The organism is Actinoplanes sp. NPDC051633, from assembly GCF_040681735.1.
GTDB lineage: Bacteria > Actinomycetota > Actinomycetes > Mycobacteriales > Micromonosporaceae > Actinoplanes.
Window position 1 is genome coordinate 1 of the sequence record NZ_JBFAZH010000011.1, and the last position, 26,694, is coordinate 26,694.

Below are 26,694 nucleotides of genomic sequence, written 5' to 3' on the forward strand. Positions count from 1 at the left end.
CTCCCCGACGCGGATCCAGTTCGAGTCGGGCAACGAGCCGTACCGGGTGTCGATGACCCACATCGACACGGACTGCGAAGTGGCCGGCACCGGGGCGCTCGGGCAGCTGCTGGACACCGCCGGCTGCACCCAGGTGCTCCGGGCGTCGATGACCGCGCCCTACGGCAGCTATCAGGTGACGGCCGGCATCTTCAACCTGGTCGACGCGGGCGCCGCGAAGCGGGTCGCCGGGCAGGTGCACGCGTTGGTGGAGACCGGCGAGGGCAGCTTCGCCTCGATGGCGGCCGGGGCCGCGCCCGGTCAGGACCCGCGGGACCGCCCGGATTCGTACGTGTTCTGGCACGAGCGCGGGCACTACCTGCTCTACTGCGTGATCTCCCGGCCGGACGGCCTGAGGGTCGCCGCCGACGACCCGTACGCTCGCCGGATCACCACGGATCTGCTCGACACCTACCTGGGCGAGGAGATCCTCGGCGTCAGGGAGCGACAGGCGGGCTGACCCGCAGCCGCCGCGTGGCGTCCGCGCGCGTTGCGTACTCGCTCTCGGCCGGATAGCCGACGGCGACCAGGGTGAGCCCGTGCGCGGGCGCGACCGTGACCTCGCTGGAACGCTCAGTCCGGCGCAGCAACGCGGCCGGCCAGGCGGGCTCCCGGCGGCCGTCGCCGACGGCGAGCATCGCGCCGACCAGGCTGCGGACCATCGCCTGGCAGAAGGCGTCGGCCTGCACGGTCGCGATGGCCACCCCGTCCGCGGCGCGGTGCCAGTCGAGGTGGGTGATCGCGCGCACCGTGGTCGCGTTGTCCTTGCGTTTGCAGTACGCGGCGAAGTCGTGTTCCCCCACCAGCCCGGCGGCGGCCGCCCGCAGCCGGTCCAGATCGAGCGGCCGCACCCACCCGAGTGTGTCGCGCCGCCGCAGCGGCTCGGGACCCCACGGCACGTCGGCGACCCGGTACTCGTATCGCCGCCAGGTGGCCGAGAACCGGGCGTCGAAGGTCGCGGGCACCTCGGTGACCGCCTTGACGCGGGCGTCAGGTGGCATCAGCGCGGCCAGCCGGCGCACCAGGGAGGCCCGGAGACCCTCGTAGACCGCGGCGGGCAGGTCGATGTGACAGACCTGTCCGGTCGCATGCACGCCGGCGTCGGTCCGGCCCGCCACGGTGAGGCCCAGCGGAAGGTCGCCGACCAGCACGGCGAGCGCTTCCTGAAGGCAGCCGGCGACGGTTCGGCGGGTGGGCTGCGCGGCCCACCCCGAGAAGTCGGTGCCGTCGTAGGACACGTCGAGCCGTAGCCGGACCAAAGGCTCCAGCCCGGATGCCTGCGATTCGGCCTGGACCACGACGGACCTCTCCCTCTGAGCCGGGTCACGTGTCGGAACGCTCGTACCCGCAAAAGAAGTAAAGCCCGGCACCCACGAAGGGTGCCGGGCTTACCAAGAGCAATTACTTGGCGGAAGTGTCTTCGCCTTCGGCCTGGTCGCCGGGGCCTTCGGCACCCTTGTCGCCGGACGCGTTCACCGGCGGCTCGGAATCCTGATCGACGGAGTCGGAAGACGAGGAAGCGACAGGCTCCTCATCCCTCGACAATGCCTCCACCTTGTCCTGCTGCGCGGTGGCCTTGCGGGCCGCCTTCTTCGCAGGCTGGGTGGTGGCCGCGACCTGCAGCTCCTCGACCAGCTCGATCACGGCCATCGGAGCGGCGTCGCCCTTGCGCACGCCGGTCTTGGTGATGCGGGTGTAGCCGCCGGGCCGGTTGCCGTACCGCGGAGCGATCTGCTCGAACAAGGAGTACACGACGTCCTTGTCCTTCACGATGGTCAGGACGCGGCGGCGAGCGTGCAGGTCGCCGCGCTTGGCCTTCGTGATGAGCTGCTCAGCCAGCGGGCGCAGCCGCCGAGCCTTCGTCTCGGTGGTCTTGATCTTCCCGTGCCGGAAGAGCTCCGTGGCCAGGTTGGCCAGCAGCCGCTTCTCGTGCGCCGGGCTGCCGCCGAGGCGGGGACCCTTGGTGGGCGTGGGCATTTCTGATGCTCCTCGTCAAATTCTCTCGCGGTGCGGCGGAGCCGCCTCTGGCAGCGGAGCGAACGCCGCGCAGCCGGTTAGAGCTGCTCGGTCTCGCGGTAGTCGTCGGTGTCGTAATCCACGTCGCCGAACGAGTCCACGACGTGCGCGGGGTCGAAGGACGGCGCGCTGTCCTTGAGGCCCAGCCCCATGCCGGCGAGCTTCATCTTGACCTCGTCGATGCTCTTCTGACCGAAATTCCTTATATCCAGAAGGTCGGCCTCCGTACGCCCTATCAACTCGCCCACCGTGTTGATGCCCTCGCGCTTGAGGCAGTTGTACGACCGGACGGTGAGGTCCAGCTCCTCGATCGGCAGGGCCAGGTCGGCGGCCAGCTGAGCGTCCTGGGGGGACGGTCCGATGTCGATGCCCTCGGCGGTCTCGTCCAGCTCACGGCACAGGCCGAAGAGCTCGACCAGCGTGGAGCCGGCGGAGGCCAGCGCGGTCCGCGGCGAGATCGACGCCTTCGACTCGACGTCGATGATCAGGCGGTCGAAGTCGGTCCGCTGCTCGACACGGGTCGCCTCGACGCGGTAGGTCACCTTCATGACCGGCGAGTAGATCGAGTCGACCGGGATCCGGCCGATCTCCGCGCCCGCGTTCTTGTTCTGCGCGGCGGTCACGTAGCCACGGCCACGCTCGACCGTCAGCTCCATGTCCAGGCGGCCCTTGCTGTTCAGCGTGGCCAGCTTGAGGTCCGGGTTGTGCACCGAGACACCGGCCGGGGGCTGGATGTCGCCGGCGGTGACGTCGCCGGGGCCCTGCTTGCGCAGGTACATGCTGACCGGCTCGTCGTGCTCGGAGCTGACGGTGAGGTCCTTGACGTTCATGACCAGCTCGACCACGTCCTCCTTGACACCGGGGATCGTGGTGAACTCGTGCAGCACGCCGTCGATCTTGATGCTGGTCACGGCCGCGCCCGGGATGGACGACAGCAGGGTGCGACGCAGCGAGTTACCGAGGGTGTAGCCGAAGCCCGGCTCCAGCGGCTCGATGGTGAACCGGGAGCGGGTCTCGCTGAGCGACTCCTCCGAGAGGCTCGGGCGCTGACTGATGAGCACGTGTTTCTTCTTTCTGTCGGGGCACCCGCTATTTGATGCCCGTCGGGGTGCCCGGCGCCGGTGACGGCGCCGGGCGACAAATCACTTCGAGTAGAGCTCGACGATCAACTGCTCCTGGACCTGCGTGTCGATGACGCCGCGGGCCGGGAGGGAGTGGATCAGGATCTTCATCTCGCTCGGGATCGGCTCGAGCCACGCCGGAACCGGGCGGGAGCCCGCCTGCGCCTGCGCGATCACGAACGGCGTGAGCTGCTTCGACTTCTCACGCGTGGTCACGATGTCGTGTTCCTTCACGCGGTACGACGGGATGTCGACCTTGTGACCGTTGACCAGGAAGTGGCCGTGCTTGACCAGCTGCCGGGCCATGTCGCGGGACGCGGCGTAGCCGGCCCGGTAGACCACATTGTCCAGTCGCGTCTCGAGGATCTGCAGCAGCACCTCACCGGTCTTGCCGGGCTTGGTCACCGCCTCCTCGTAGTAACCGCGGAACTGCTTCTCCAGCACGCCGTACGTCCGGCGGGCCTTCTGCTTCTCACGGTGCTGAAGCAGGTACTCGGTCTCCTTGGTCCGGCCACGGCCGTGCTGCCCGGGCGGGAACGGCCGGGACTCGAACGGGCACTTCGGACCATCGCACTTGCTGCCCTTGAGGAACAGCTTCATCTTCTCGCGGCGGCAGCGCTTGCAGTCCGCACCTGTGTAACGAGCCATCTTCTCTCTCTATCCCTCAGACCCGGCGACGCTTCGGCGGACGGCACCCGTTGTGCGGCTGCGGCGTGACGTCGGAGATCTGCCCGACCTCGAGGCCGGCGGCCTGCAGCGAACGGATCGCGGTCTCCCGGCCGGAGCCGGGACCCTTGACGAAAACGTCGACCTTGCGCATGCCGTGCTCCATGGCGCGGCGAGCGGCGGCCTCCGCGGCGAGCTGCGCCGCGAAGGGGGTCGACTTGCGGGAGCCCTTGAAGCCCACCTGCCCGGAGGAAGCCCAGGAGATGACCGCACCGGTCGGGTCGGTGATCGACACGATGGTGTTGTTGAAGGTGCTCTTGATATGCGCCTGCCCGTGGGCGACGTTCTTGCGTTCCTTGCGCCGGACCTTCTTGACGGCGGCCCCAGCGCGTGCCTTCGGTGGCATAAGTCTTCTGCGCTCCTACTGTGCAATGGGAGATGGGGCGAGTCCGCGAGGACCGCGCCCACAATCCGATTAAGGCCTTACTTGCGACCCGGCTTCTTCTTGCCTGCGACCGTGCGCTTCGGACCCTTGCGGGTACGAGCGTTGGTCCGTGTGCGCTGACCCCGGACAGGGAGCCCACGACGGTGACGGATGCCGGCGTAGCAGCCGATCTCGACCTTGCGTCGGATGTCCGCGGCGACCTCGCGGCGCAGGTCGCCCTCTACCTTGAAATTGGCCTCGATGTAGTCGCGGAGCTGAACCAGCTCCTCGTCCGTGAGGTCCTTTGCGCGCTTGTCCAGGTCGATGCCGGTCGCGGTCAGAGCCTCGACAGAGCGGGTCCGGCCGACCCCGAAGATGTAGGTGAGCGCGATCTCCATGCGCTTCTCGCGCGGGAGGTCGACGCCAACGAGTCGTGCCATGTTCGGGCGTACTCCTCAGATGTGACTCGGAGGTCTGTGCCCGTCCCCTCCCGCCTGCCCGGGCGGGCCCCGGCCTCCGACCGGGGGTGCGGCCGCGCGTCATCGAGAAAGAATGACCGCGGCTGGAACGAGCTTTTGCGGTGTGGCGTCAGCCCTGACGCTGCTTGTGGCGCGGGTCGTCACAGATGACCATGACCCGGCCGTGCCGGCGGATAACCCGGCACTTGTTGCAGATCCGCTTGACGCTCGGCTTGACCTTCACGGTTTGCCTTGTCTTTCGCCTCAGAAGGGACGTGTCACTTGTAGCGGTAGACGATGCGCCCACGGGTCAGGTCGTACGGCGAAAGCTCGACGACGACTCTGTCCTCGGGAAGGATGCGGATGTAGTGCTGCCGCATCTTGCCGGAGATGTGAGCGAGCACCTTGTGACCGTTTGCCAGCTCCACCCGGAACATCGCATTGGGCAGGGGCTCGATCACTCGGCCTTCGATCTCGATGGCTCCGTCTTTCTTTGGCATGTCCTCCGCTACCTGACATCAGATTTCCTGGACTGGCTCGCAGCACCACCCGATCTCGCGATCGATCCAGCCGCGGCTCCGGCCAGCCCTCGAAGCGCTGAGGACATGGCGGAGTGGACGCTGCGCGCCGACTAGCCAGTGTACGCGCGGACATGCATCGACACCAAACCGGTGTCCCCCACGCCACGCCGCATCCCTGGGTCGGGTGTGTCGGTGAGCTACAAAGCGGACAAAAAGCTCAGTCTTCCGCTTCCTCGGGCGTCTTGCGCTCCTTCTTGGCCCTCTTGCGGTCGGCCTTGGCCTGCCACTTCTGCGGCTCGCCCTGCGCCAGCCCGGTGAAGGTCTGCCAGATCAGCAGCAGCCCCCACGGGCCGATAACCCAGGCCGGCCAGAAGTAGCCGAACCCGTCGTCGCCCGCCATGCCGCCGATCACCCAGATCGCGAGACATATGGCGACGGCGGTGACGTACTCGTCCCAGACGTGGATCACCCAGCGCCGGGTGAGGCCGGGGTCGGTCGCCCCGGAGCCGGCGACACCCGCCAAGGGCGGGGCCGCCGTGCGACGCGTCAGCTGCTGGTTGACGGGCAGATCGGTGGTCAGCCTCTCGAGCTCGCCATAGGTCTTCGCGGCGTACGCCCGCTGCAGCCGCTCGTCGTACTCGTGCAGATCCAGGCGCCCCTCGTCGAGCGCCGACTTGAGCCGGTCGGCGACCACCTGCCGGTCGGTGTCGGCGGCCCGCATCTCCCCCTCGGCCATACCAACCATTCTGTCAAATCAGCGCCGGGGACGGCGATCCCGCCGGACGGCCGGCCGGTGATCTGGCCGACCATGCCCCGGTTACTCCGGGACGGCCACCGCCGGCTGCCTGGCCGTGACGAGGTCGCCGAGCCGCTCACGGCCGCCGTCCGGCGCGGTGGTGACCCAGACGCCGTCGTCGCAGAGGGCCATCGTGTGCTCAACGTGCGCGGCGACCGAGCGGTCGCGAGTGACCACTGTCCACCCGTCGTCCAGCTCGACGGTGCGGGGCGAGCCCATCGTGATCATCGGCTCGATGGCCAGCGCCATGCCGACCACGAGCTTGGGGCCCTTGCCGGGCTTGCCGTGGTTGAGCACATGCGGGTCCTGGTGCATCTCGGTGCCGATGCCGTGGCCGCCGTAACCGTCGACGATGCCGTAGCGGCCACCTTTGCGGACCGCCTTCTCCACGTTGAAGGAGATGTCGGTGAGGCGCCCGCGGCCGTTCGCGGCGCCGCGCGCAGCCGCAGCAATGCCGGCCCACATGGCGTCCTCGGCCACCTCGGCCATCCGCAGCAGGGCCGGGTCGGCCTCCCCCACGCCCACGGTGATCGCCGAGTCGCCGTGCCAGCCGTGCAGGATCGCGCCGCAGTCCAGCGAGATCAGGTCGCCCTCGCGCAGCACCTGGTCGGTGCTCGGGATGCCGTGCACCACCTGCTCGTTCACCGAGGCGCAGATGGAGGCCGGGAAGCCCTGATAGCCCTTGAACGACGGGACCGCGCCGGCGTCGCGGATCACCTTCTCCGCGATCGCGTCGAGGTCGGCCGTGCTGACGCCGGGGGCGACCGCCTCCCGCATCGCCCGCAGCGCGGCGGCGACCACGAGGCCGGCACCACGCATCAGCTCGATCTGCTCGGGTGTCTTGATCTGGATGTCGAGCTGCTGGCGGCGCATCACAGGCCTAGCCTCCGTACGACCGCAACGCCTCGATGGCGCGCACTGTCACGTCCTCCACCGGCCCGGTGGCGTCTATCCCGACGAGCTTGCCCTGGGCGCCGTAGAAGTCCACCAGGGGCGCGGTCTTGTCCGTGTACTCGACCAGGCGGGCGGCGATCGTGTCGGCCTTGTCGTCGTCGCGCTGGAACAGCTCCGACCCGCACCGGTCGCAGATGTTCTCCTTGCTGGTCGGATCGAACTCGACGTGCCAGATCTTGCCGCAGCCACGGCAGGTCCGGCGGCCCGAGAGCCGCCGGATCACCTCGTCGTCGTCGACCACGAGCTCCATCACCAGATCGAGCGCGGTGCCCAGATCGGCGAGCAGCTTGTCCAGCGCGGAGGCCTGCGGGACGGTGCGCGGAAACCCGTCCAGCAGGAACCCGTCACCCGCGTCCGGCTCGGCCAGCCGGTCACGGACCATGTTGATGGTCACCTCGTCGGGCACGAGGTGACCGGCGTCCATGAAGCGTTTCGCCTCCACGCCCAGCGGCGTGCCCTGCGAGACGTTGGCCCGGAAGATGTCACCGGTCGAGATCTTCGGTACGGCGAGGTGGGCAGCGATGAACTCAGCCTGGGTCCCCTTGCCGGCCCCGGGAGGGCCCACCAGTACCAGCCGCACCTACATCGCCTCGCTTCGGTGAGAACCGACCGACCACGCGAGAGCCCCCCGGCTCCGCGCCCCCACTACCGGAGGAACCCTTCATAGTTTCGCTGCATCAGCTGGCTCTCGATCTGCTTCACCGTCTCCAGGCCCACACCGACCATGATCAGAACCGCGGTGCCACCGAACGGGAAGTTCTGGTACTGCGACTGATTGAGCCAGATGAAGAAGAAGTTCGGCAGCACGGAGATCAGACCGAGGTAGAGCGCCCCGGGGAGGGTGATTCGGCTGAGGATGAAGTCCAGGTAGTCGGCGGTCGGCTTGCCCGGGCGGATACCCGGCACGAACCCACCGTACTTCTTCATGTTGTCCGCGACCTCGGTCGGGTTGAACGTGATCGAGACGTAGAAGTACGTGAAGAAGATGATCATCAGGAAGTAGACCGTGATGTAGATCCAGCTCGTCGGGTCGGCGAGCCAGTCCTGGATCCACAGCTGATAACCCTTGAGGTTGTTCGGGTCGAAGAACTGCAGGTAGAGCTGCGGCAGGTAGAGCAGCGAGGACGCGAAGATCACCGGGACCACACCGGCCTGGTTGACCTTGAGCGGGATGTAGGTGGACGTGCCGCCGTACATGCGCCGGCCGATCATCCGCTTGGCGTACTGCACCGGGATGCGGCGCTGGGCCTGCTCGATGAAGACCACGGCGGTGATGACCAGCAGCACCAGAGCGATGACCAGCCAGAACTTGGCCCAGCCGTTGCTCTCCTTGATCGTCCAGCCCTCGCCGGGGAGGCGAGCCGCGATCGAGGTGAAGATCAGGACGGACATGCCGTTGCCGACGCCGCGGTCGGTGATCAGCTCACCCAGCCACATCACGACGCCGGTGCCGGCGGTCATGGTCAGCACCAGGATGGACAGCGTGAGCCAGACCGGAATCCCGGTGTTCTCCGGGATGATCTGGAAGTTGGCCTGGTCCTGCGGGCACTGGTTGGCGAAGAGCTGACCGGTGCGGGCCAGCGCCACGAAGGCGGCCGACTGCAGGACGGCGAGACCGAGGGTGAGGTAGCGCGTGTACTGCGTGATCTTGGCCTGGCCGGACTGGCCCTCCTTGCGGAGCTGCTCCAGGCGGGGGATCACCACGGTGAGCAGCTGCAGGATGATCGACGCCGTGATGTAGGGCATGATGCCCAGCGCGAAGATCGAGAGCTGCAGCAGAGCGCCGCCGGAGAAGAGGTTGAGCAGCGTCAGAACGCTACCGGCCTCGCCCGACTTGTCCAGGGTGTCCAGGCAGTTGCGTACGTTGGTGTAGGACACGCCGGGGCTGGGCAATGTGGCACCGAGCCGATAGACCGCAATGATCGCTACTGTGAACAGCAGTTTCTTGCGCAGGTCAGGCGTTCGGAACGCACTGGCAAAGGCGGAGAGCAACTTCTTCCTCCTGCGCGAGGTCACCGCCGAATCAGGCGGACGGGGTGGTCATCGGTCCGGACGACCGATATCCCTAGCTGGGAACGGACTCTAACAGTCGTGAACGCCTGCGGTCAGGCACGGTGGCCGCATCGGCACCGAGGTGCATCAGACGTCACAAAGGGGATGCCGCCCGGGCCGCCTCGCGACGCCCGGGCCGGCACCCCCACAAGCCTCACAGCTCGGTGGTGGACCCACCGGCTGCTGCGATCTTCTCCTTGGCGGACTCGCTGAACGCGTGCGCCGACACCGTCAGCTTCACGCTGCCCAGGTCGCCCGAGCCGAGGACCTTCACCGGGTGGTTCTTGCGGACCGCACCGGCCTCGACGAGCTCCGCCGGGCCGACCTCGCCGCCGTTCGGGAACAGCTCGGCGAGCCGGTCCAGGTTCACGACCTGGAAGATCACCTTGTTGCGGGCCCGGAAGCCCTTCATCTTGGGCAGGCGCATGTGGATGGGCATCTGCCCACCCTCGAACGACGCCGGAACGTTCTTCCGGGCCTTGGAGCCCTTGGTACCGCGACCGGCGGTCTTGCCCTTGGAGCCCTCACCGCGACCGACACGGGTCTTCGCGGTCTTGGCGCCGGGTGCCGGGCGCAGGTGGTGGACCTTGATAGCCATTACTCGACCTCCTCGACGCTCACCAGGTGGTTCACGGCGAAGATCATGCCCCGAATCTCGGGACGGTCCTCCTTGACCACCACATCGTTGATCCGCTTCAGGCCGAGCGACCGCAGGGAGTCCCGCTGGTTCTGCTTACGGCCGATCGCGGATCGGGTCTGGGTGACCTTCAACCGGGCCATCAGTGCACCGCCGCTTCCGCACGCGCCGCCAGCATGGCCGCCGGCGCCACATCCTCGACCGGAAGACCGCGCCGGGACGCGACCTGCTCCGGCGACTCGAGGCCCTTCAGCGCGGCCACCGTCGCGTGCACGATGTTGATCGGGTTGGACGACCCGAGGCTCTTGCTGAGCACGTCGTGGATGCCGGCGCACTCCAGCACGGCGCGCACCGGGCCACCGGCGATGACGCCGGTACCGGCGGACGCCGGCTTGAGGAGCACGACACCCGCGGCGGCCTCGCCGGTGATCGGGTGCGGGATCGTCGCACCGATCCGCGGCACCTTGAAGAAGTGCTTCTTGGCCTCCTCGACGCCCTTGGCGATCGCCGCGGGCACCTCCTTGGCCTTCCCGTATCCGATGCCGACGGTGCCGTCTCCGTCACCGACGATCACGAGGGCGGTGAAGCTGAAGCGACGACCACCCTTGACGACCTTCGCGACACGGTTGATCGCGACCACCCGCTCGAGGTGGGGCGTCTTGTCGACGGGCGCGTTACCGCGGCCGCCCTCGCGGCGGTTGTCGCGGCGGCCGCCACCTTCGTTGTTGCCGCCGGACCCGCCGCCACGGCGCTGCTGACCAGGCATTGGTATTCCTTCCTAGAACTCGAGTCCGGCTTCGCGGGCAGCGGTAGCCAGAGCGGCGATGCGCCCGGCGTACTTGTTGCCACCGCGGTCGAAGACGACCTTGGATACGCCCGCGGCCTTGGCCCGCTCGGCGAGGAGAGCTCCGACCTTGGTGGCCAGCGAGCTCTTGTCACCCTCGGTGCCCCGCAGGGAGGCGTCGAGCGTGGAGGCCGAGACGAGCGTGTGGCCCTTGATGTCGTCGACGATCTGCGCGGTGATGTGCCGCGAGGACCGGGTGACGACCAGGCGCGGACGCTCGGCGGAGCCGCGGATGTTCTTGCGGACCCGGAAGTGCCGGCGCGCCTTTCCGACGGCCCGCTTGGCGGCGACACCGCCGCCGTTGCGGCGCTTGAGGAGCGTGGCGGTCACTTCTTACCTGCCTTTCCAGCCTTGCGGCGGATGACCTCGCCCTGGTACTTGACGCCCTTGCCCTTGTAGGGCTCCGGCGGGCGGATCTTCCGGATGTTCGCGGCGACCTCGCCGACGAGCTGCTTGTCGATGCCCGAGACGGTGAACTGGGTCGGCCGCTCCACCGAGAAGGTGATGCCGGCCGGCGCGGGCACCGGGACCGGGTGCGAGAAGCCCAGGGCGAACTCGAGGTCCTTGCCCTTGGCGGTCACGCGGTATCCGGTGCCGTTGATCTCCAGCGTCTTCTTGTAGCCCTCGGTGACGCCCACGATCATGTTGGCGACCAGGGTACGCGACAGGCCGTGCAGTTCCTTGGCCCGGCGCTCGTCATTGGGCCGGTTGACGTGCAGCTCGCCATCCTTGTGCTCGACCGTGATCGGTTCCGCGACGGTGTGCGAGAGCTCGCCCTTGGGGCCCTTGACCTTGACGGTCTGGCCCGAGATGGTGATGTCGACGCCGGCTGGGACCGGGATCGACTTACGTCCGATTCGCGACATGTCTTCTGTCTCCCGTTACCAGACGAAGGCGAGGACTTCCCCGCCCACGCTCCGCTTGCGGGCCTGCCGGTCGGTCAGCAGCCCCTGGGACGTCGAGATGATCGCGACGCCCAGGCCACCGAGGACCCGGGGCAGCTCGTCGGACTTCGCGTACACCCGCAGCCCGGGCTTCGACACGCGCTTGATGCCGGCGAGGCTGCGCTCGCGGTTCTGGCCGTACTTCAGCTCGACCACCAGGCGCTTGCCGACGGTGCCTTCCTCCGGCTCCTCGGCCGACCAGGAGGCGATGTAGCCCTCGGCCTTGAGGACCTCGGCGATGTTCGCCTTGATCTTCGAGAAGGGCATGGTCACCTTGTCGTGGTACGCCTGGTTGGCGTTGCGCAGACGCGTCAACATGTCTGCGATCGGGTCCGTCATCGTCATGGGTATTCGTCAACCTTTCTCGCCGGGGTTCCCCATTGGGCAGGGCCTACGGCGAAGCGGTAATTCAGGTCAGCCTTTAGTCCGCTCAAGGGCGGCGGCGGGGCTGTGGAGGTTTACCAGGAGGCCTTGGATACGCCCGGCAGTTCGCCGCGGTGCGCCATCTCGCGAATGCACACCCGGCACAGGCCGAACTTGCGGTACACCGAGTGCGGCCGGCCACAACGCTGGCAGCGGGTGTACGCACGCACAGCGAACTTGGGCTTCGCGGCGGCCTTCAGGATCAGCGCCTTCTTCGCCATGCTCAGTTCTCCTTGAACGGGAAGCCCAGGAGCTTGAGCAGCGCCCGGCCCTCGTCGTCGGTCGCGGCCGTGGTCACCACAGTGATGTCCATGCCGCGGGTCCGGTCGATCTTGTCCTGGTCGATCTCGTGGAACACCGACTGCTCGGTCAGACCGAAGGTGTAGTTGCCGTGCCCGTCGAGCTTGCGCCCGTCGAGGCCACGGAAGTCACGGATACGCGGCAGCGCGATGGACAGCAACCGGTCCAGGAACTCCCACATCCGGTCGTTGCGCAGCGTGACCTTCGCGCCGATCGGCATGCCCTCACGCAGCTTGAACTGCGCGATGGACTTGGTCGCCCGGCGGATCAGCGGCTTCTGGCCGGTGATCGTGGTCAGGTCGCGGACGGCACCGTCGATCAGCTTCGCGTCGCGCGCGGCCTCGCCGACACCCATGTTCACGACGACCTTGACCAGGCCGGGGATCTGCATGGGGTTGCCGTAGTTGAACTGCTCCCGCAGAGCGCCCACGACTTCGTCGCGGTACTTCTGCTTCAGGCGGGGCAGAGTCTTGGGCTCAGTTTCCTGAGTTTGGGTAGCGGCAGTCATCACAGATCCTTACCGGTGCTTCGCGCGATGCGGACCTTCTGGCCGTTGTCGTCGACGCGGTAGCCGACCCGGGTCGGCTTGCCGTCCGAGTCCACGATCTGCACGTTCGAGATGTGGATCGGCGCTTCCTGCGTGACGATGCCGCCGGTCTTGGCGCCGCGCTGGGTCGTACGGATGCGCTCGTGCTTCTTGACGCGGTTCACGCCCTCGACGAGGACCTTGTCCTGCCGCGGGTAGGCCGCAATGACCTTGCCCTTGGCGCCCTTGTCCCTACCGGCGATGACGACGACCGTGTCGCCCTTCTTGATCTTCACGGTCAGAGCACCTCCGGCGCCAGGCTGATGATCTTCATGAAACGCTTGTCGCGCAGCTCACGGCCGACCGGGCCGAAGATACGCGTGCCGCGGGGGTCCCCGCCATCCTTGATGATGACGGCGGCGTTCTCGTCGAAACGGATGTACGAGCCGTCGGGCCGGCGCTTCTCCTTGGCGGTGCGGACGATGACCGCCTTGACGACGTCACCCTTCTTCACACCGGCGCCGGGGATGGCGTCTTTGACGGTGGCCACGATCACGTCGCCGATGCTCGCGTACCGGCGACCGGAGCCACCGAGCACCCGGATGCACAGGATCTCCCGGGCACCCGTGTTGTCGGCGACACGCAGTCGCGACTCCTGCTGGATCACGTCTGTCTCCTATGTCTGCCAGTTCTCCGCCGCTGATCGCGGTCGGAGCTTGGCGGAACGACTGCCTTAAGACCGTCTATGGGCGGTGGTGAGGCGGTTGGACGGGTGGTCCACCGGGCCGGCGCTGGCCGGCCCGGCAAACTCACTTGGCCTTTTCGAGGATCTCCACGACCCGCCACCGCTTGGTGGCGGACAGCGGACGGGTCTCCATCAGCAGAACCCGGTCGCCGATGCCACACGCGTTCTGCTCGTCGTGCACCTTCAGCTTGCGGGTGCGACGGAGCACCTTGCCGTAGAGGGCGTGCTTGACACGATCCTCGACCTCGACGACGACGGTCTTGTCCATCTTGTCGCTGACCACGAGGCCCTCACGCACCTTGCGCTGGGCCCGCGGCGCGGCGGCAGTGTTCTCACTCATGCGGTCACCTCATCCGGCGCGGTCGAAAGACCCAGCTCCCGCTCGCGCATGATCGTGTAGATCCGGGCGATGTCCTTGCGGACCACCTGGAGCCGACGGTGGTTGTCGAGCTGGCCGGTAGCGCCCTGCACGCGGAGGTTGAACAGCTCCGCCTTGGCCTCCCGCAGCTTCGCGATCAACTCCTGATCGGAGTGCTCGCGCAGCTCGGCTGCCTTAACGCCCGCTGCCATCAGCCTTCCACCCCTTCGCGTGTCACGATGCGGCACTTCATCGGGAGCTTGTGGATCGCACGACGCATCGCTTCGCGCGCGACCGTCTCGTTCGGGAACGACATCTCGAAGAGGATGCGTCCCGGCTTGACGTTCGCCACCCACCACTCCGGCGAGCCCTTACCGGAACCCATGCGGGTCTCGGCGGGCTTCTTGGTCAGGGCCTGGTCCGGGAAGATCGAGATCCAGACCTTGCCGCCACGCTTGATGTGACGGGTCATCGCGATACGCGCCGACTCGATCTGCCGGTTGGTCACGTACGCCGGCTCCAGGGCCTGGATACCGAACTCACCGAAGACGACCCGGTTGCCGCCCTTGGACGCGCCGTGGCGGTCCGGGTGGTGCGGCTTGCGGAAGCCCTTCGGGGGCTTGCGCGGCATCAGCATGTGTCAGCCCTCCTGCTGCGTCTCGGTCGTGGCCGGCGCCGTGGCGACAGCCGCATCGCTGACCGACTCGCCGGTCGGGGTGTCGGCCTTCGCCTGTGCGGCGGCGGCGCGACCGGCCTCGGTGCCACCCGCGGTCGTGCCGGACGAGCCGGAACGGCCCCGGCGCGGACGGTCCGGACGGTCGGCACGGTCCCGGCGCGGACGCGCGGGCGCCTCGGGGGCGGCCTCGCGACCGGCGACGGCGTCGCCCTTGTAGATCCAGACCTTCACGCCGATGCGACCGAACGTGGTACGGGCCTCGAAGAAGCCGTACTCGATGTTGGCGCGCAGCGTGTGCAGCGGAACCCGGCCCTCACGGTAGAACTCCGTGCGGCTCATCTCCGCGCCGCCGAGACGGCCGGACACCTGCACCCGGATGCCCTTGCAGATCGGGTTCTTCATGGCCGACTGCATGGCCTTGCGCATGGCCCGGCGGAAGCTGACGCGGCTGGACAGCTGCTCCGCGACCGCCTGGGCGACCAGCTGAGCGTCCGACTCGGGGTACTTGACCTCGAGGATGTTCAGCTGGACCTGCTTGCCGGTGAGCTTCTCGAGCTCGCCGCGGATGCGGTCGGCCTCCGCGCCCTTACGGCCGATGACGATGCCCGGCCGGGCGGTGTGGATGTCGACGCGCACCCGGTCGCGGGTCCGCTCGATGTCCACCTTGGAGATGCCGGCGCGCTCGAGGCCCTTGGACATCATCCGGCGGATCTTGACGTCCTCGCCGATGTAGTCCTTGTAGAGCTTGTCCGCGAACCAGCGGCTCTTCCAGTCGGTGGAGATGCCGAGGCGGAACCCGGTGGGGTGAACTTTCTGACCCATTACTCGGCGTCCTCCGTGGTCTCGGCCTTCGGCTCGGCGGCCTTGGTGGCCTTCTTGGCCGGTGCGGCCTTCTTGGCCGGACGGGCCACCTGGACCGCCTCGACCGCGATGGTGATGTGGCACGTGCGCTTACGGATCCGGTACGCGCGACCCTGCGCGCGCGGCCGGAACCGCTTGAGCGTCGGGCCCTCGTCGACGAACGCCTCACTCACCAGGAGCGCGTCCGGGTCGAGCCGCTCGTTGTTCTCCGCGTTCGCGATCGCGCTCGCGAGAACCTTGTAGACCTGCTCGCTCGCCGCCTGAGGCGCGAACTGCAGAACGGTCAGCGCCTCCTTCGCGGGCAGACCGCGGACGAGGTTGACCACCCGGCGCGCCTTGTTCGGCGAGAGGCGCACGTGTCGCGCAATCGCCCGCGCGCCCGGAAGCACCGGAGCGTCGCCCTTGACTGGCATCGCTGTAGCTCCTAAATCCTCTTAATCCGTGTATCTGCTTTTAGCGGCGACGGCTCTTGCGGTCGTCCTTCTCGTGACCCTTGAACGTGCGGGTCAGAGCGAACTCACCGAGCTTGTGCCCGACCATGGCCTCGGTGATGAACACCGGGACGTGCTTGCGCCCGTCGTGCACGGCGATCGTGTGCCCGAGCATGTCGGGGATGATCGTCGAGCGCCGCGACCAGGTCTTGATGACGTTCTTCGAGTTCTTCTCGTTCTGGACTTCCACCTTCTTGATCAGGTGGTCGTCGACGAACGGGCCCTTCTTCAGGCTGCGTGGCATCTTCTACTCCCGTTACCCGCGCTTGCGGGTCGCATAGCGGCGGCGAACGATCATCTTGTCGCTCGGCTGACCCTTGCGACGGGTACGGCCCTCGGGCTTACCCGCCGGGTTCACCGGGTGGCGACCACCCGAGGTCTTACCCTCACCACCACCGTGCGGGTGGTCGATCGGGTTCATGGCGACACCACGGACGGTCGGGCGCTTGCCCTTCCACCGCATGCGGCCGGCCTTGCCCCAGTTGATGTTCGACTGGTCGGCGTTGCCGATCTCGCCGATCGTGGCGCGGCAGCGCACGTCGACGCGACGGATCTCACCGGAGGGCATGCGGAGCGTCGCGTACACGCCCTCGCGGCCGAGGAGCTGGATGCCGACGCCGGCCGACCGGGCCAGCTTGGCGCCACCGCCGGGACGAAGCTCCACGTTGTGGATCGTCGTACCGACCGGGATGTTGCGCATGGGCAGGTTGTTGCCCGGCTTGATGTCCGCGCCGACGCCCGACTCGACCCGGTCGCCCTGCTTGAGGTCCTTCGGCGCGATGATGTAACGCTTCGCGCCGTCGGCGTAATGCAGCAGAGCGATCCGTGCGGTCCGGTTGGGGTCGTACTCGATGTGCGCGACCTTGGCCGGCACGCCGTCCTTGTCGTTGCGCTTGAAGTCGATCAGCCGGTACTGCCGCTTGTGGCCACCGCCCTGGTGCCGCGTGGTGATGCGGCCGTGGACGTTGCGTCCACCCTTCCTGGGCAGCGGAACCAGCAGGCTCTTCTCCGGCGTCGACCGGGTGATCTCGGCGAAGTCCGAGACACTCGAGCCGCGACGGCCCGGCGTGGTCGGCTTGTACTTACGGATAGGCATGAGTCATAACCCCTTAGCTGACCGGCCCGCCGAAGGCGTCGATCCGGTCGCCGTCAGCCAGCTTGACCATCGCGCGCTTGGTCGCCTTGCGCTGCCCGAACCCGGTCCGGGTGCGCTTGCGCTTGCCCTCGCGGTTCGCGGTGTTCACGGTCAGCACGCGGACGTCGAAGATCTGCTGGATCGCGATCTTGATCTGCGTCTTGTTGGCGTCCGGGTGGACCAGGAACGTGTACCAGTTCTGGTCGAGAACGCTGTAGCTCTTCTCGGAGATCACGGGCGCGATGATGACGTCCCGCGGATCGGCGATCGTGCTCACTTGTCCTCCTCCTCGGCAGTCGCATCGGCGGGCTGACCGAGGAACTCGTCGAGCGCCGCCTTGGTGAAGACCACCTCGTCGGCGACCAGCACGTCGTACGTGTTCAGCTGGCCGGCCTCGAGCAGGTGCACGGTCGGCACGTTGCGCAGCGAGGTCCAGTTCAGCTCGTCGTTGAAGTCCAGCACGACCAGCACCTTGGTGCTCTCGGTGGCCTTCCGCAGCGTCGCGATCGCGGCCTTGGTCGACGGCTTGTCGCCGGAGACGAAGGACTCGACGACGTGGACGCGACCCTCGCGGGCCCGGTCGGAGAGGGCGCCACGCAGGGCGGCGGCCTTCATCTTCTTCGGGGTCCGCTGGCTGTAGTCACGCGGCACCGGGCCGTGGACCACGCCACCGCCGGCGAACTGCGGCGCGCGGATCGAGCCCTGCCGGGCGCGACCGGTGCCCTTCTGCTTGTACGGCTTCTTGCCGCCGCCGGCGACCTCGCCGCGGGTCTTCACCTTGTGCGTGCCCTGCCGGGCGGCCGCGAGCTGGGCCGTCACGACCTGGTGCATCAGCGGGATGTTCGCCTGCACGTCGAACACGCTGTCCGGGAGCTCGACCGAGCCGGCCTTCTCACCCTGGACGTTGAGCACGTCAACGGAACTCACTTGGCACCGCCCTTCTTCGCCGCGGTGCGGACCAGGATCAGCGCACCCTTGGGGCCGGGAACGGCGCCCTTGACGAGGATGAGGTTGTTCTCGGTGTCGATCGCCTGCACCGTGAGGTTCTGCACGGTGAAGCGCCGGCTGCCCATACGGCCCGCCATGCGCGTGCCCTTGAAGACGCGCGCCGGGGTGGCGCAGGCGCCGATGGAGCCGGGCGAGCGGTGCTTGCGCTCGACGCCGTGGCTGCTCTTGAGGCCGTGGAAGCCGTGCCGCTTCATGACACCGGCGTAGCCCTTGCCCTTGGTCTTGCCCGTCACGTCGATCGGCGTGCCCGCCGCGAACGACTCGACGGTGACCTCCTGGCCGAGCTCGTACTCACCGGCGTCGGTGGTGCGCAGCTCCACGATGTGGCGCCGCGGCGACACACCGGCCTTCGAGTAGTGGCCGCCCTTCGGCTTGCTGACCTTGCGCGGGTCGATGGCGCCGAACGCCAGCTGGACCGCGGAGTAGCCGTCGGTCTCGGGGGTGCGGACCTGGGTCACGACGCACGGGCCGGCCTGCACCACAGTGACCGGGACGACTTTGTTGTTGTCCCAGACCTGGGTCATGCCGAGCTTGGCGCCCAGGATGCCCTTCACTTGCCTGTCCATTGTCGCGAATCCCTACAGCTTGATCTCGATGTCGACGCCAGCCGGAAGGTCGAGGCGCATCAGCGAGTCGACCGTCTTCGGAGTCGGGTCGATGATGTCGATCAGACGCTTGTGCGTACGCATCTCGAAGTGCTCGCGCGAGTCCTTGTACTTGTGCGGCGAACGGATCACGCAGAAACGGTTGATTTCCGTGGGCAGCGGCACCGGGCCCGCAACCTGCGCACCGGTACGCGTCACCGTCTCGACGATCTTCCGCGCCGAGGAGTCCACGACCTCGTGGTCATAGGCCTTGAGCCGGATGCGGATCTTCTGTCCCGCCATGATGGCTTCTGTTTCCTTCTCTCGATGCCGCTACGTGCGAAGGGGCCCTTCGCCTGTTTGTCCGACCCCCGCGGTCGGGCGTGTCGTGCTTTTGCACCCAGCCCAGCGTCTCGCAATCGCGCTGTGGTAACCCTCGGGGATCGGGGCGCCGGCGGCCGTCAAACACACCGGACACCCGGCAAGGGTGGCCAGCCACAAGGCGTGGCTGACCACCCCGCTCGGACGCAACCTGACTAGTATGCCGTATCGAGCGCGGCGATGCTAATCGGGGTCGGTGTCAGACGTTGATCTTCGTGACCGTTCCGGCGCCGACGGTGCGGCCACCCTCGCGGATCGCGAACTTCAGGCCCTGCTCCATGGCGATCGGCTGGATCAGCTTGACCGACATGCTGGTGGAGTCGCCCGGCATGACCATCTCGGTGCCCTCGGGCAGCGTGACGACGCCGGTGACGTCCGTGGTGCGGAAGTAGAACTGCGGACGGTAGTTCTGGAAGAACGGGGTGTGCCGGCCGCCCTCTTCCTTCGAGAGGATGTAGACCTGGCCCTCGAACTCCGTGTGCGGGGTGCTCGTGCCCGGCTTGACCACGACCATGCCGCGCTCGACGTCCTCGCGCTTGATGCCGCGCAGCAGCAGGCCGACGTTCTCGCCCGCGCGGGCCTCGTCGAGCAGCTTGCGGAACATCTCGATGCCGGTGCAGACGGTCCGCGTCGACTTCTCGCGGATGCCGACGATCTCGACCTCTTCGTTCGGCTTGAGGATGCCGCGCTCGGCCCGGCCGGTGACGACCGTTCCACGACCGGTGATCGTGAAGACGTCCTCGATCGGCATGAGGAACGGCTTCTCGGTGTCACGCTCGGGCTGCGGGATCGCGGTGTCGACCGCGTTCATCAGCTCCATGAGCTTCTCGGTCCACTCCGCGTCGCCCTCGAGCGCCTTGAGCGCCGAGACGCGCACGACCGGCAGGTCGTCGCCCGGGAACTCGTAGGTGCTGAGCAGCTCGCGTACCTCGAGCTCGACGAGCTCCAGGAGCTCCTCGTCGTCCACCATGTCGCTCTTGTTCAGGGCGACGACGATGTACGGCACACCGACCTGGCGGGCCAGGAGCACGTGCTCCTTGGTCTGCGGCATCGGGCCGTCGGTCGCGGCGACCACCAGGATCGCGCCGTCCATCTGGGCGGCACCGGTGATCATGTTCTTGATGTAGTCCGCGTGACCGGGGCAGTCCACGTGCGCGTAGTGACGCGACGCGGTCTGGTACTCGACGTGTGCGATCGAGATCGTGATACCACGGGCCTTCTCTTCAGGCGCCTTGTCGATCTCGTCGAACGGGGTGTACGGGTTCAGGTCCGGGTACTGGTCGTGCAGCACCTTCGTGATGGCCGCAGTCAGCGTCGTCTTACCGTGGTCGATGTGACCAATGGTGCCGATGTTGACGTGCGGCTTAGTCCGCTCGAACTTCGCCTTCGCCACTGGTGTCCTCCTGTGGACTGGTTTTCATTTCTTGCCCGGCACGCCCGACGAGGCGACTGGGACTCTGTCGACTGCTGGTGCCCGTGCGGCCCACGACGGGCCGCACGAGCCTCACCTCGTCGACGACCTAGGCACCGGTCGCCTTCGCGATGATCTCCTTCGCCACGTTGGCCGGAACCTCGGCGTAGGAGTCGAACTGCATGCTGTAGCTCGCCCGGCCCTGGGTCTTCGACCGCAGGTCGCCGACGTAGCCGAACATTTCCGACAGCGGCACCGATGCCTTGATGACACGAGCGCCGGAACGCTCCTCCATCGACTGGATCAGGCCGCGGCGGGAGTTGAGGTCGCCGATGACGTCGCCCATGTTGTCCTCGGGCGTGGTGACCTCGACGGCCATCATCGGCTCGAGCAGAGTGGGGTCGGCCTTGCGGGCCGCTTCCTTCATCACGATCGAGCCGGCGATCTTGAACGCCATCTCGGACGAGTCGACCTCGTGGTACTGCCCGTCCACCAGCGTCAGCTTCACACCGACCATCGGGTAGCCGGCCAGCACGCCGTACTGCAGGGCGTCCTGGGCACCGGCGTCGACCGACGGAATGAACTCCTTCGGGATACGACCACCGGACACGGCGTTGACGAACTCGTAGGTGGGACCGTCGGCGTCGAGCGGCAACGGCTCGACCGAGACGATGACCTTCGCGTACTGGCCCGAGCCACCGGTCTGCTTCTTGTGCACGTAGGTGAGCTTCTCGACCGTGCCGCGAATGGTCTCCCGGTACGCCACCTGCGGCTTGCCGATGTTCGCCTCGACGTTGAACTCACGCCGCATGCGGTCGACCAGGATGTCGAGGTGCAGCTCGCCCATGCCGGCGATGACGGTCTGACCGGTCTCCTCGTCGTTCCAAACGCGGAAGGTCGGGTCCTCCTCGGCCAGCCGCTGAATCGCGATGCCGAGCTTCTCCTGGTCGGACTTGGTCTTCGGCTCGATGGCGACCTGGATGACCGGCTCCGGGAACGTCATCGACTCCAGGATCACCGGGTTCTGCGGGTCGCAGAGCGTGTCGCCGGTGGTGGTCTGCTTCAGACCCTGCACCGCGATGATGTCGCCGGCCTGCGCCGACGAGCGCTCCTCACGCTTGTTCGCGTGCATCTGGTAGATCTTGCCTATCCGCTCCTTGCGGTCCTTGGTGGAGTTGACCACCTGGTTTCCGGTCTCGACCGTCCCGGAGTAGACCCGGAAGTAGGTGAGCTTGCCAAGGTGCTTGTCGGTCTGGATCTTGAAGGCCAGGCCGGAGAAGGGCTCCGAGTTCGACGGCTTGCGCAGCAGCGGCGTCTCGCCGTCGGCCGCGATGCCCTCGATCGCCGGGATGTCCAGCGGCGACGGCAGGAAGTCGATCACGGCGTCGAGCATGGGCTGCACGCCCTTGTTCTTGAACGCCGAACCGCACAGCACCGGGTTCGCCTTGCTGGCGATCGTGGCGCGCCGGATGGCGGCCTTGATCTCTTCCTGCGACAGCTCGACGCCGTCGAGGTACTTGACCATGACGTCGTCGTCCACGTCGGCCAGCGTCTCGATCAGCTTCTCGCGCCACTCGGTCGCGGAGTCCAGCAGGTCGGCCGGGATCTCCTCGATGGCGTAGTCGTCACCCTTCTGGGTCTCCCCACGCCAGGTGAACGCCTTCATGGTGACCAGGTCGACGACGCCGATGTGATCGCCCTCGAGGCCGATCGGGATCTGCAGCACGAGCGGCGTGGCGTTCAGCCGGTCGATCATCATCTGCACGCAGCGGAAGAAATCCGCCCCGGTGCGGTCCAGCTTGTTGACGAAGCACATCCGAGGAACGTGGTACTTGTCCGCCTGCCGCCAGACGTTCTCGGTCTGGGGCTCCACGCCGGCCACGCCGTCGTAGACCGCGACGGCACCGTCCAGGACACGCAGCGACCGCTCGACCTCGACCGTGAAGTCGACGTGGCCGGGCGTGTCGATGATCTGGATCGTGTGACCCTTCCACTCGCACTTGGTGGCGGCGGAAGTGATCGTGATCCCGCGTTCCTGCTCCTGCTCCATCCAGTCCATGACGGCCGCGCCCTCGTGGACTTCACCGATCTTGTAGGTGATACCGGTGTAGAACAGGATCCGCTCGGTCGTCGTGGTCTTACCAGCGTCGATGTGCGCCATGATGCCGATGTTGCGTACCTTGGCGAGCGCGTCTGCGGCAGCCACTTCAATCCCTCTTCGTCTTCGTCGTCGTCAGGTGGTGGTGAACTACCACCGGTAGTGCGCGAAGGCCTTGTTGGACTCCGCCATCTTGTGGGTGTCCTCGCGACGCTTGACCGCGGCACCGAGGCCGTTGCTGGCGTCCAGCAGCTCGTTCTGCAGACGCTCGATCATGGTCTTCTCGCGACGGGCCTTCGAGTACTGCACCAGCCAGCGCAGGCCCAGCGTGGTCTGCCGCGGGGTGCGAACCTCGACCGGCACCTGGTAGGTCGCGCCACCGACACGGCGGCTGCGGACCTCGAGGGTCGGCTTCACGTTGTCCATCGCACGCTTCAGCGTCACCACCGGATCGGTGCCGCTCTTCTCGCGGCAACCCTCCAGTGCGCCGTACACGATGCGCTCGGCAAGCTGACGCTTGCCGCCGACCAGGATCTTGTTCACCAGCTGGGTGACCAGCGGCGAGTTGTAGACCGGGTCTGCGACCACCGGGTGGCGCGGAGCGGGGCCCTTACGCGGCATGTCAGCTCTTCTCCTTCTTCGCGCCGTAACGGCTGCGGGCCTGCTTGCGGTTGCGGACACCCTGGGTGTCCAGCGAACCACGAACGATCTTGTAGCGGACGCCCGGGAGGTCCTTCACACGACCGCCACGCACGAGCACGATCGAGTGCTCCTGCAGGTTGTGGCCGACGCCCGGGATGTACGCCGTCACCTCGATCTGGCTGCTGAGCTTCACACGAGCGACCTTGCGCAGCGCAGAGTTCGGCTTCTTGGGGGTAGTGGTGTAGACGCGCGTGCACACGCCGCGCCGCTGAGGGCTTCCCTTCAGCGCCGGCGTCTTGGTCTTGCTCGTCTTCGCCTGGCGGCCCTTTCGGACCAGCTGCTGGATCGTGGGCACCGGGTTTCTCCGCTCCCTTCGGCCGCTTTCAAACGGCCGCACCGTCTTGTCTGCCTTGTGTACCTGGACGACCCGGGGGGATCGTCCGGCACCCGCGGTCGGGCGTGTCGTCCGGCTCACGGTCCCGCCGCGCGTTTGTCAACGCGCACCGGGTCTTGTCTGTATCGGGCTTATCAAGCCCCGTCCCGCTGCTGCCCTTACCTACGTCGCGTCTTGCCTACGACTGAAGGGCGCACGCACGACTTGCCCGGGCAAGCCCGGGCACGAGGAAGAAGATTACCCACCACACGCTCAAGGGTCAAAACGAGGCCTGGTGAGAATCCCCGCAGTCCAGTGTACCGGGTGCCTCGATCTGGCGAGTCAGCACGTCACGAGAACTGCAACACCAGTGATAACGCCAAGCTCAGCAGGGCGATTCCCGCCCCCGCGGACCCGCACGAAATGCCCGCCGTCGCCTGCCCGCGGCCGACGAACCGGAGCCGCCCGTCGAGGCCGGACCGGCGGACCTGCCGCTTCGCGACCAGGCCCAGCACCACCGCCCCGCCGCCGACCAGCACCGCGAGCAGCGCGAACGCGCCGGCCACCAAGCCGCCCCAACCCTCGCCCGAGCCGACCGCTCCGAAGCACAGCACGAGCACCGAGACCAGGATCGAGGCGATGCCGGCGATCATCGAGCCGATCGCCAGGCCGGACGTGCTCGGCGGCACCTGGAGCTGGACGAGTGCGAACTCCGTGCCGGGCAGGGGGTCCACCCGGGCCGGCCGCCAGGCGCCGTCTGTGCTGCTGCCGGCCGAGGTGCCTCCGGCCCGGGCGGAGAACCCGGGCCCCTGCTGGGCCGGCTGGGGGTAGGTCACGCCTCCAGCATGTCACCCGAACATGAAAGCGTCAGTCCGTGTTGGTGTCGAAGTCCTGTCCCGGTGCGCCGGCCACGTGCAGCAGGCCGCTGATCGTGGCCAACACCAGCGCCGCCAGAGCCAGGATGATCCCGGCCCAGGCCAGCTTGCGGCCGCGGCGGACCCACTTGTTGCCGGTGAGGTAGCCGCCCGCCGCGAACTGCTGACGGTGCGTCTGACGGGCCAGGACCAGCGCCACAGTGGCCGGGATCACGCCACCGACGAGTGCGCCGGTGAGCAGCGCCGTGAGGCCGAGCGCGAAGACCGCGCGGGCCTTGGTGGACGACGCCGGCTCCGGATCCATCGGGTGGCGCGTCGGGGCGGCGGCAGGGAGGCTCACGTACCCATTAAAGCCCGAAGGGCGGCCGCGCTCACGCGCGACCGCCCTCCAGAGAAATCAAACCGTCAGCGGTACGACCCGAAATCGAAGTCGTCCAGCGGCACAGCCTGCCCGCTGGCCGGCCCGAAGCCGTAGTCGGTCTCCGGGTACCCGGTCATCGAGTACACCTTGGCCTTGGCCTCCTCGGTGGGCTCGACCCGGATGTTGCGGTACTTGCTGATGCCCGTACCGGCCGGGATGAGCTTTCCGATGATCACGTTCTCCTTGAGGCCGACGAGCGAGTCACTACGCGAGTTGATCGCCGCGTCGGTCAGCACCCGGGTGGTCTCCTGGAAGGAGGCCGCCGAGAGCCAGGAATCCGTGGCCAGCGAGGCCTTGGTGATACCCATCAGCACCGGGCGACCGGCAGCGGGCTCGCCGCCCTCGCCGACGAGCCGGCGGTTCTCCGACTCGAAGAGCGCCCGGTCGACCAGCACGCCCGGCAGGAACTCGGTCGCGCCGGAGTCGATGACCGTCACCCGCTTGAGCATCTGGCGGATGATGATCTCGATGTGCTTGTCGTGGATGAGCACACCCTGCGAGCGGTAGACCTCCTGGACCTCCTGGGTCAGGTGGACCTGGACCGCCCGCGGACCCATGATCCGCAGAAGCTCGTGCGGGTCGATGGTGCCCTCGGTCAGCTTCTCGCCGACGCCGACGTGATCGCCGTCGTGGAACCGCAGCTTGACGCGCTTCGAGATCTTGTCGTAGACGATCTCGTCGCTGCCGTCGTCCGGCACCACGATGATCTTCCGCGAGCGCTCGCCGTCCTCGATCCGCACGCGGCCCGGGGTGTCGGCGATGGGCGCCTTGCCCTTGGGCACGCGGGCCTCGAAGATCTCCTGCACACGCGGCAGACCCTGGGTGATGTCCTCACCCGCGACACCACCGGTGTGGAAGGTACGCATCGTCAGCTGCGTGCCCGGCTCACCGATCGACTGGGCCGCGATGATGCCGACCGCCTCGCCGATGTCGACCGACTTGCCGGTCGGCAGCGACCGGCCGTAGCAGGCCGCGCAGACGCCCAGCTTCGACTCGCAGGTGAGCACGCTGCGCACCCGGACGTTCTCCACGCCCGCGGCCACCAGCTTGTCCACCAGGATCGAGTTGAGGTCGTCACCGCGCGAGACGACGCGGTTGCCGTCCTTGTCGTCGATGTCGTCGGCCAGCGTACGAGCGTGGACACCGGTCTCGGCGTGCACGTGCACGATGAGCTTGCCGTCGTCCAGCTTGTCCGCCACCTGCATCGGGATCGCGCGGTCGGTGCCGCAGTCCTCCTCGCGGATGATGACGTCCTGCGAGACGTCCACCAGACGCCGGGTCAGGTAACCCGAGTCGGCGGTACGCAGCGCGGTGTCGGCCAGACCCTTACGAGCACCGTGCGTGGAGATGAAGTACTCCAGCACGGTCAGACCCTCGCGGTACGACGACGTGATCGGCCGCGGGATGATCTCGCCCTTGGGGTTGGCCACCAGACCACGGATCGCCGCGATCTGCCGGAGCTGGAGCAGGTTGCCGCGAGCGCCGGAGTTGATCATCACCCAGAGCGGGTTCTCCTGCGGCAGCGCGGTCTCCATCTCCTTGGAGATCTCGTTGGTCGCCTTGGTCCAGATCTCGATGAGCTCGCCGCGACGCTCCTCGGCGGTCATCAGGCCCCGCTGGTACTGCTTGTCGATCCGGTCCGCCTCGATCTGGTAGCGGGCCAGGATCTCCGGCTTGCGGGGCGGGCCGATGACGTCGCCCATGCCGATCGTCACACCGGACCAGGTGGCCCAGTGGAAGCCGGCCTCCTTGAGCGCGTCCAGGGTCGCCGCCAGGGCGACCTTGGGGAAGCGCTCGGCGAGGTCGTTGACGATCTGCGAGAGCTGACCCTTGCGGATCTCGTAGTTGACGTAGCGGTAGCCCGGCGGCAGCGTCTCGTTGAAGAGCACCCGTCCCAGGGTGGTCTCGACGAGC

At 67.6% G+C, this 26,694-nt stretch carries 39 protein-coding genes and 2 pseudogenes; 1 reads left to right on the plus strand and 40 read right to left on the minus strand.

The window, feature by feature from the left end:
* A pseudogene (locus tag AB0M20_RS01470) lies at positions 1–499 on the plus strand (hypothetical protein); the annotation flags it as partial.
* Here AB0M20_RS01470 and truA read toward each other — a convergent pair.
* The 40 genes and pseudogenes from truA to AB0M20_RS01670 form a co-directional block, all read right to left on the minus strand.
* A complete protein-coding gene (gene truA, locus AB0M20_RS01475; protein ID WP_364291989.1) occupies positions 477–1,307 on the minus strand; it encodes a tRNA pseudouridine(38-40) synthase TruA in 831 nt (276 codons plus the stop codon). The pseudogene AB0M20_RS01470 and the gene truA sit on opposite strands and share 23 nt — an antisense overlap.
* 133 nt (positions 1,308–1,440) lie before the next feature.
* Positions 1,441–2,016 carry a 50S ribosomal protein L17 gene (gene rplQ, locus AB0M20_RS01480; RefSeq protein ID WP_364291917.1) on the minus strand — a complete coding sequence of 192 codons (576 nt, stop codon included), beginning with the start codon at positions 2,014–2,016 and terminating at the stop codon, positions 1,441–1,443.
* Between the two features lie 77 nt (positions 2,017–2,093).
* Complete coding sequence (locus AB0M20_RS01485) at positions 2,094–3,116, minus strand: DNA-directed RNA polymerase subunit alpha (RefSeq protein ID WP_189079649.1); 1,023 nt, start codon at positions 3,114–3,116, stop codon at positions 2,094–2,096.
* 81 nt (positions 3,117–3,197) lie between these two features.
* The gene (rpsD, locus tag AB0M20_RS01490; protein WP_364291920.1) at positions 3,198–3,824 is read right to left on the minus strand and encodes a 30S ribosomal protein S4; all 627 of its coding nucleotides are present in this window, start codon (positions 3,822–3,824) and stop codon (positions 3,198–3,200) included.
* A gap of 16 nt (positions 3,825–3,840) precedes the next feature.
* Entirely contained in the window at positions 3,841–4,248 is a 408-nt protein-coding gene (gene rpsK / locus AB0M20_RS01495) for a 30S ribosomal protein S11 (protein ID WP_014440747.1), read from the minus strand.
* Between the two features lie 77 nt (positions 4,249–4,325).
* A complete protein-coding gene (gene rpsM / locus AB0M20_RS01500) occupies positions 4,326–4,706 on the minus strand; it encodes a 30S ribosomal protein S13 (protein WP_364291923.1) in 381 nt (126 codons plus the stop codon).
* Between the two features lie 148 nt (positions 4,707–4,854).
* Positions 4,855–4,968, minus strand: a complete 114-nt coding sequence (gene rpmJ, locus AB0M20_RS01505; RefSeq protein ID WP_023358216.1) for a 50S ribosomal protein L36 — start codon at positions 4,966–4,968, stop codon at positions 4,855–4,857.
* A gap of 34 nt (positions 4,969–5,002) precedes the next feature.
* Positions 5,003–5,224: a translation initiation factor IF-1 gene (gene infA / locus AB0M20_RS01510; RefSeq protein WP_007073013.1), complete on the minus strand. Its 222-nt coding sequence runs from the start codon at positions 5,222–5,224 to the stop codon at positions 5,003–5,005.
* Between the two features lie 238 nt (positions 5,225–5,462).
* A complete protein-coding gene (locus tag AB0M20_RS01515; protein WP_364291926.1) occupies positions 5,463–5,981 on the minus strand; it encodes a DUF1707 domain-containing protein in 519 nt (172 codons plus the stop codon).
* 81 nt (positions 5,982–6,062) lie between these two features.
* On the minus strand, positions 6,063–6,914 hold the full coding sequence (gene map, locus AB0M20_RS01520; protein WP_364291992.1) for a type I methionyl aminopeptidase: 852 nt from the start codon (positions 6,912–6,914) through the stop codon (positions 6,063–6,065).
* A gap of 7 nt (positions 6,915–6,921) precedes the next feature.
* The gene (locus AB0M20_RS01525) at positions 6,922–7,575 is read right to left on the minus strand and encodes an adenylate kinase (RefSeq protein WP_364291929.1); all 654 of its coding nucleotides are present in this window, start codon (positions 7,573–7,575) and stop codon (positions 6,922–6,924) included.
* 65 nt (positions 7,576–7,640) lie between these two features.
* Positions 7,641–8,987: a preprotein translocase subunit SecY gene (secY, locus tag AB0M20_RS01530; protein WP_364291995.1), complete on the minus strand. Its 1,347-nt coding sequence runs from the start codon at positions 8,985–8,987 to the stop codon at positions 7,641–7,643.
* A gap of 214 nt (positions 8,988–9,201) precedes the next feature.
* Positions 9,202–9,645, minus strand: a complete 444-nt coding sequence (gene rplO, locus AB0M20_RS01535) for a 50S ribosomal protein L15 (protein WP_364291932.1) — start codon at positions 9,643–9,645, stop codon at positions 9,202–9,204.
* Entirely contained in the window at positions 9,645–9,827 is a 183-nt protein-coding gene (gene rpmD / locus AB0M20_RS01540; protein ID WP_364291935.1) for a 50S ribosomal protein L30, read from the minus strand. Before rpmD ends, rplO begins: the two co-directional genes overlap by 1 nt.
* On the minus strand, positions 9,827–10,450 hold the full coding sequence (gene rpsE, locus AB0M20_RS01545; protein ID WP_364291938.1) for a 30S ribosomal protein S5: 624 nt from the start codon (positions 10,448–10,450) through the stop codon (positions 9,827–9,829). Before rpsE ends, rpmD begins: the two co-directional genes overlap by 1 nt.
* A 12-nt stretch (positions 10,451–10,462) precedes the next feature.
* Entirely contained in the window at positions 10,463–10,858 is a 396-nt protein-coding gene (gene rplR / locus AB0M20_RS01550; RefSeq protein ID WP_364291941.1) for a 50S ribosomal protein L18, read from the minus strand.
* Complete coding sequence (gene rplF / locus AB0M20_RS01555; RefSeq protein WP_364291944.1) at positions 10,855–11,394, minus strand: 50S ribosomal protein L6; 540 nt, start codon at positions 11,392–11,394, stop codon at positions 10,855–10,857. Before rplF ends, rplR begins: the two co-directional genes overlap by 4 nt.
* A 15-nt stretch (positions 11,395–11,409) precedes the next feature.
* Positions 11,410–11,817 (minus strand): 30S ribosomal protein S8, encoded by a 408-nt coding sequence (gene rpsH / locus AB0M20_RS01560; protein ID WP_364291947.1) that lies wholly within the window; start codon positions 11,815–11,817, stop codon positions 11,410–11,412.
* 113 nt (positions 11,818–11,930) lie between these two features.
* Positions 11,931–12,116: a type Z 30S ribosomal protein S14 gene (locus tag AB0M20_RS01565; protein WP_106130632.1), complete on the minus strand. Its 186-nt coding sequence runs from the start codon at positions 12,114–12,116 to the stop codon at positions 11,931–11,933.
* Positions 12,117–12,118: 2 nt separating this feature from the next.
* On the minus strand, positions 12,119–12,703 hold the full coding sequence (gene rplE / locus AB0M20_RS01570; protein WP_364291951.1) for a 50S ribosomal protein L5: 585 nt from the start codon (positions 12,701–12,703) through the stop codon (positions 12,119–12,121).
* Complete coding sequence (gene rplX, locus AB0M20_RS01575; RefSeq protein WP_364291998.1) at positions 12,703–13,023, minus strand: 50S ribosomal protein L24; 321 nt, start codon at positions 13,021–13,023, stop codon at positions 12,703–12,705. The genes rplE and rplX overlap by 1 nt, the downstream gene beginning before the upstream one ends.
* Positions 13,020–13,388 (minus strand): 50S ribosomal protein L14, encoded by a 369-nt coding sequence (rplN, locus tag AB0M20_RS01580; RefSeq protein ID WP_015619002.1) that lies wholly within the window; start codon positions 13,386–13,388, stop codon positions 13,020–13,022. Before rplN ends, rplX begins: the two co-directional genes overlap by 4 nt.
* A gap of 142 nt (positions 13,389–13,530) precedes the next feature.
* Positions 13,531–13,806: a 30S ribosomal protein S17 gene (rpsQ, locus tag AB0M20_RS01585; RefSeq protein WP_364291954.1), complete on the minus strand. Its 276-nt coding sequence runs from the start codon at positions 13,804–13,806 to the stop codon at positions 13,531–13,533.
* The gene (rpmC, locus tag AB0M20_RS01590; protein WP_364291957.1) at positions 13,803–14,036 is read right to left on the minus strand and encodes a 50S ribosomal protein L29; all 234 of its coding nucleotides are present in this window, start codon (positions 14,034–14,036) and stop codon (positions 13,803–13,805) included. Before rpmC ends, rpsQ begins: the two co-directional genes overlap by 4 nt.
* Entirely contained in the window at positions 14,036–14,461 is a 426-nt protein-coding gene (gene rplP / locus AB0M20_RS01595; RefSeq protein ID WP_364291960.1) for a 50S ribosomal protein L16, read from the minus strand. The genes rpmC and rplP overlap by 1 nt, the downstream gene beginning before the upstream one ends.
* Before the next feature lie 3 nt (positions 14,462–14,464).
* On the minus strand, positions 14,465–15,322 hold the full coding sequence (gene rpsC, locus AB0M20_RS01600) for a 30S ribosomal protein S3 (protein WP_364291963.1): 858 nt from the start codon (positions 15,320–15,322) through the stop codon (positions 14,465–14,467).
* Positions 15,322–15,774: a 50S ribosomal protein L22 gene (gene rplV / locus AB0M20_RS01605; RefSeq protein WP_364291966.1), complete on the minus strand. Its 453-nt coding sequence runs from the start codon at positions 15,772–15,774 to the stop codon at positions 15,322–15,324. The genes rpsC and rplV overlap by 1 nt, the downstream gene beginning before the upstream one ends.
* A gap of 40 nt (positions 15,775–15,814) precedes the next feature.
* Positions 15,815–16,096, minus strand: coding sequence for a 30S ribosomal protein S19 (gene rpsS / locus AB0M20_RS01610; RefSeq protein WP_014440726.1), 282 nt, complete (start codon positions 16,094–16,096; stop codon positions 15,815–15,817).
* 12 nt (positions 16,097–16,108) lie between these two features.
* Complete coding sequence (gene rplB, locus AB0M20_RS01615) at positions 16,109–16,948, minus strand: 50S ribosomal protein L2 (RefSeq protein WP_364291969.1); 840 nt, start codon at positions 16,946–16,948, stop codon at positions 16,109–16,111.
* 13 nt (positions 16,949–16,961) lie between these two features.
* A complete protein-coding gene (gene rplW, locus AB0M20_RS01620; protein ID WP_364291971.1) occupies positions 16,962–17,264 on the minus strand; it encodes a 50S ribosomal protein L23 in 303 nt (100 codons plus the stop codon).
* Positions 17,261–17,914 carry a 50S ribosomal protein L4 gene (gene rplD / locus AB0M20_RS01625; protein WP_364291974.1) on the minus strand — a complete coding sequence of 218 codons (654 nt, stop codon included), beginning with the start codon at positions 17,912–17,914 and terminating at the stop codon, positions 17,261–17,263. The genes rplW and rplD overlap by 4 nt, the downstream gene beginning before the upstream one ends.
* Positions 17,911–18,561 (minus strand): 50S ribosomal protein L3, encoded by a 651-nt coding sequence (rplC, locus tag AB0M20_RS01630; RefSeq protein ID WP_364291977.1) that lies wholly within the window; start codon positions 18,559–18,561, stop codon positions 17,911–17,913. The genes rplD and rplC overlap by 4 nt, the downstream gene beginning before the upstream one ends.
* Positions 18,562–18,573: 12 nt before the next feature.
* Positions 18,574–18,882, minus strand: a complete 309-nt coding sequence (gene rpsJ, locus AB0M20_RS01635; protein WP_007073037.1) for a 30S ribosomal protein S10 — start codon at positions 18,880–18,882, stop codon at positions 18,574–18,576.
* Between the two features lie 277 nt (positions 18,883–19,159).
* Positions 19,160–20,353: an elongation factor Tu gene (tuf, locus tag AB0M20_RS01640; protein ID WP_364291980.1), complete on the minus strand. Its 1,194-nt coding sequence runs from the start codon at positions 20,351–20,353 to the stop codon at positions 19,160–19,162.
* A gap of 127 nt (positions 20,354–20,480) precedes the next feature.
* Positions 20,481–22,577: an elongation factor G gene (fusA, locus tag AB0M20_RS01645; RefSeq protein WP_364291983.1), complete on the minus strand. Its 2,097-nt coding sequence runs from the start codon at positions 22,575–22,577 to the stop codon at positions 20,481–20,483.
* A gap of 42 nt (positions 22,578–22,619) precedes the next feature.
* On the minus strand, positions 22,620–23,090 hold the full coding sequence (gene rpsG / locus AB0M20_RS01650; RefSeq protein WP_041831882.1) for a 30S ribosomal protein S7: 471 nt from the start codon (positions 23,088–23,090) through the stop codon (positions 22,620–22,622).
* Position 23,091: 1 nt separating this feature from the next.
* Positions 23,092–23,466, minus strand: coding sequence for a 30S ribosomal protein S12 (rpsL, locus tag AB0M20_RS01655; RefSeq protein WP_014440718.1), 375 nt, complete (start codon positions 23,464–23,466; stop codon positions 23,092–23,094).
* 368 nt (positions 23,467–23,834) lie between these two features.
* Positions 23,835–24,320: a hypothetical protein gene (locus AB0M20_RS01660; protein WP_364291986.1), complete on the minus strand. Its 486-nt coding sequence runs from the start codon at positions 24,318–24,320 to the stop codon at positions 23,835–23,837.
* 31 nt (positions 24,321–24,351) lie between these two features.
* Positions 24,352–24,663: a hypothetical protein gene (locus AB0M20_RS01665; protein ID WP_364292001.1), complete on the minus strand. Its 312-nt coding sequence runs from the start codon at positions 24,661–24,663 to the stop codon at positions 24,352–24,354.
* Between the two features lie 101 nt (positions 24,664–24,764).
* A pseudogene (locus AB0M20_RS01670) lies at positions 24,765–26,694 on the minus strand (DNA-directed RNA polymerase subunit beta'); the annotation flags it as partial.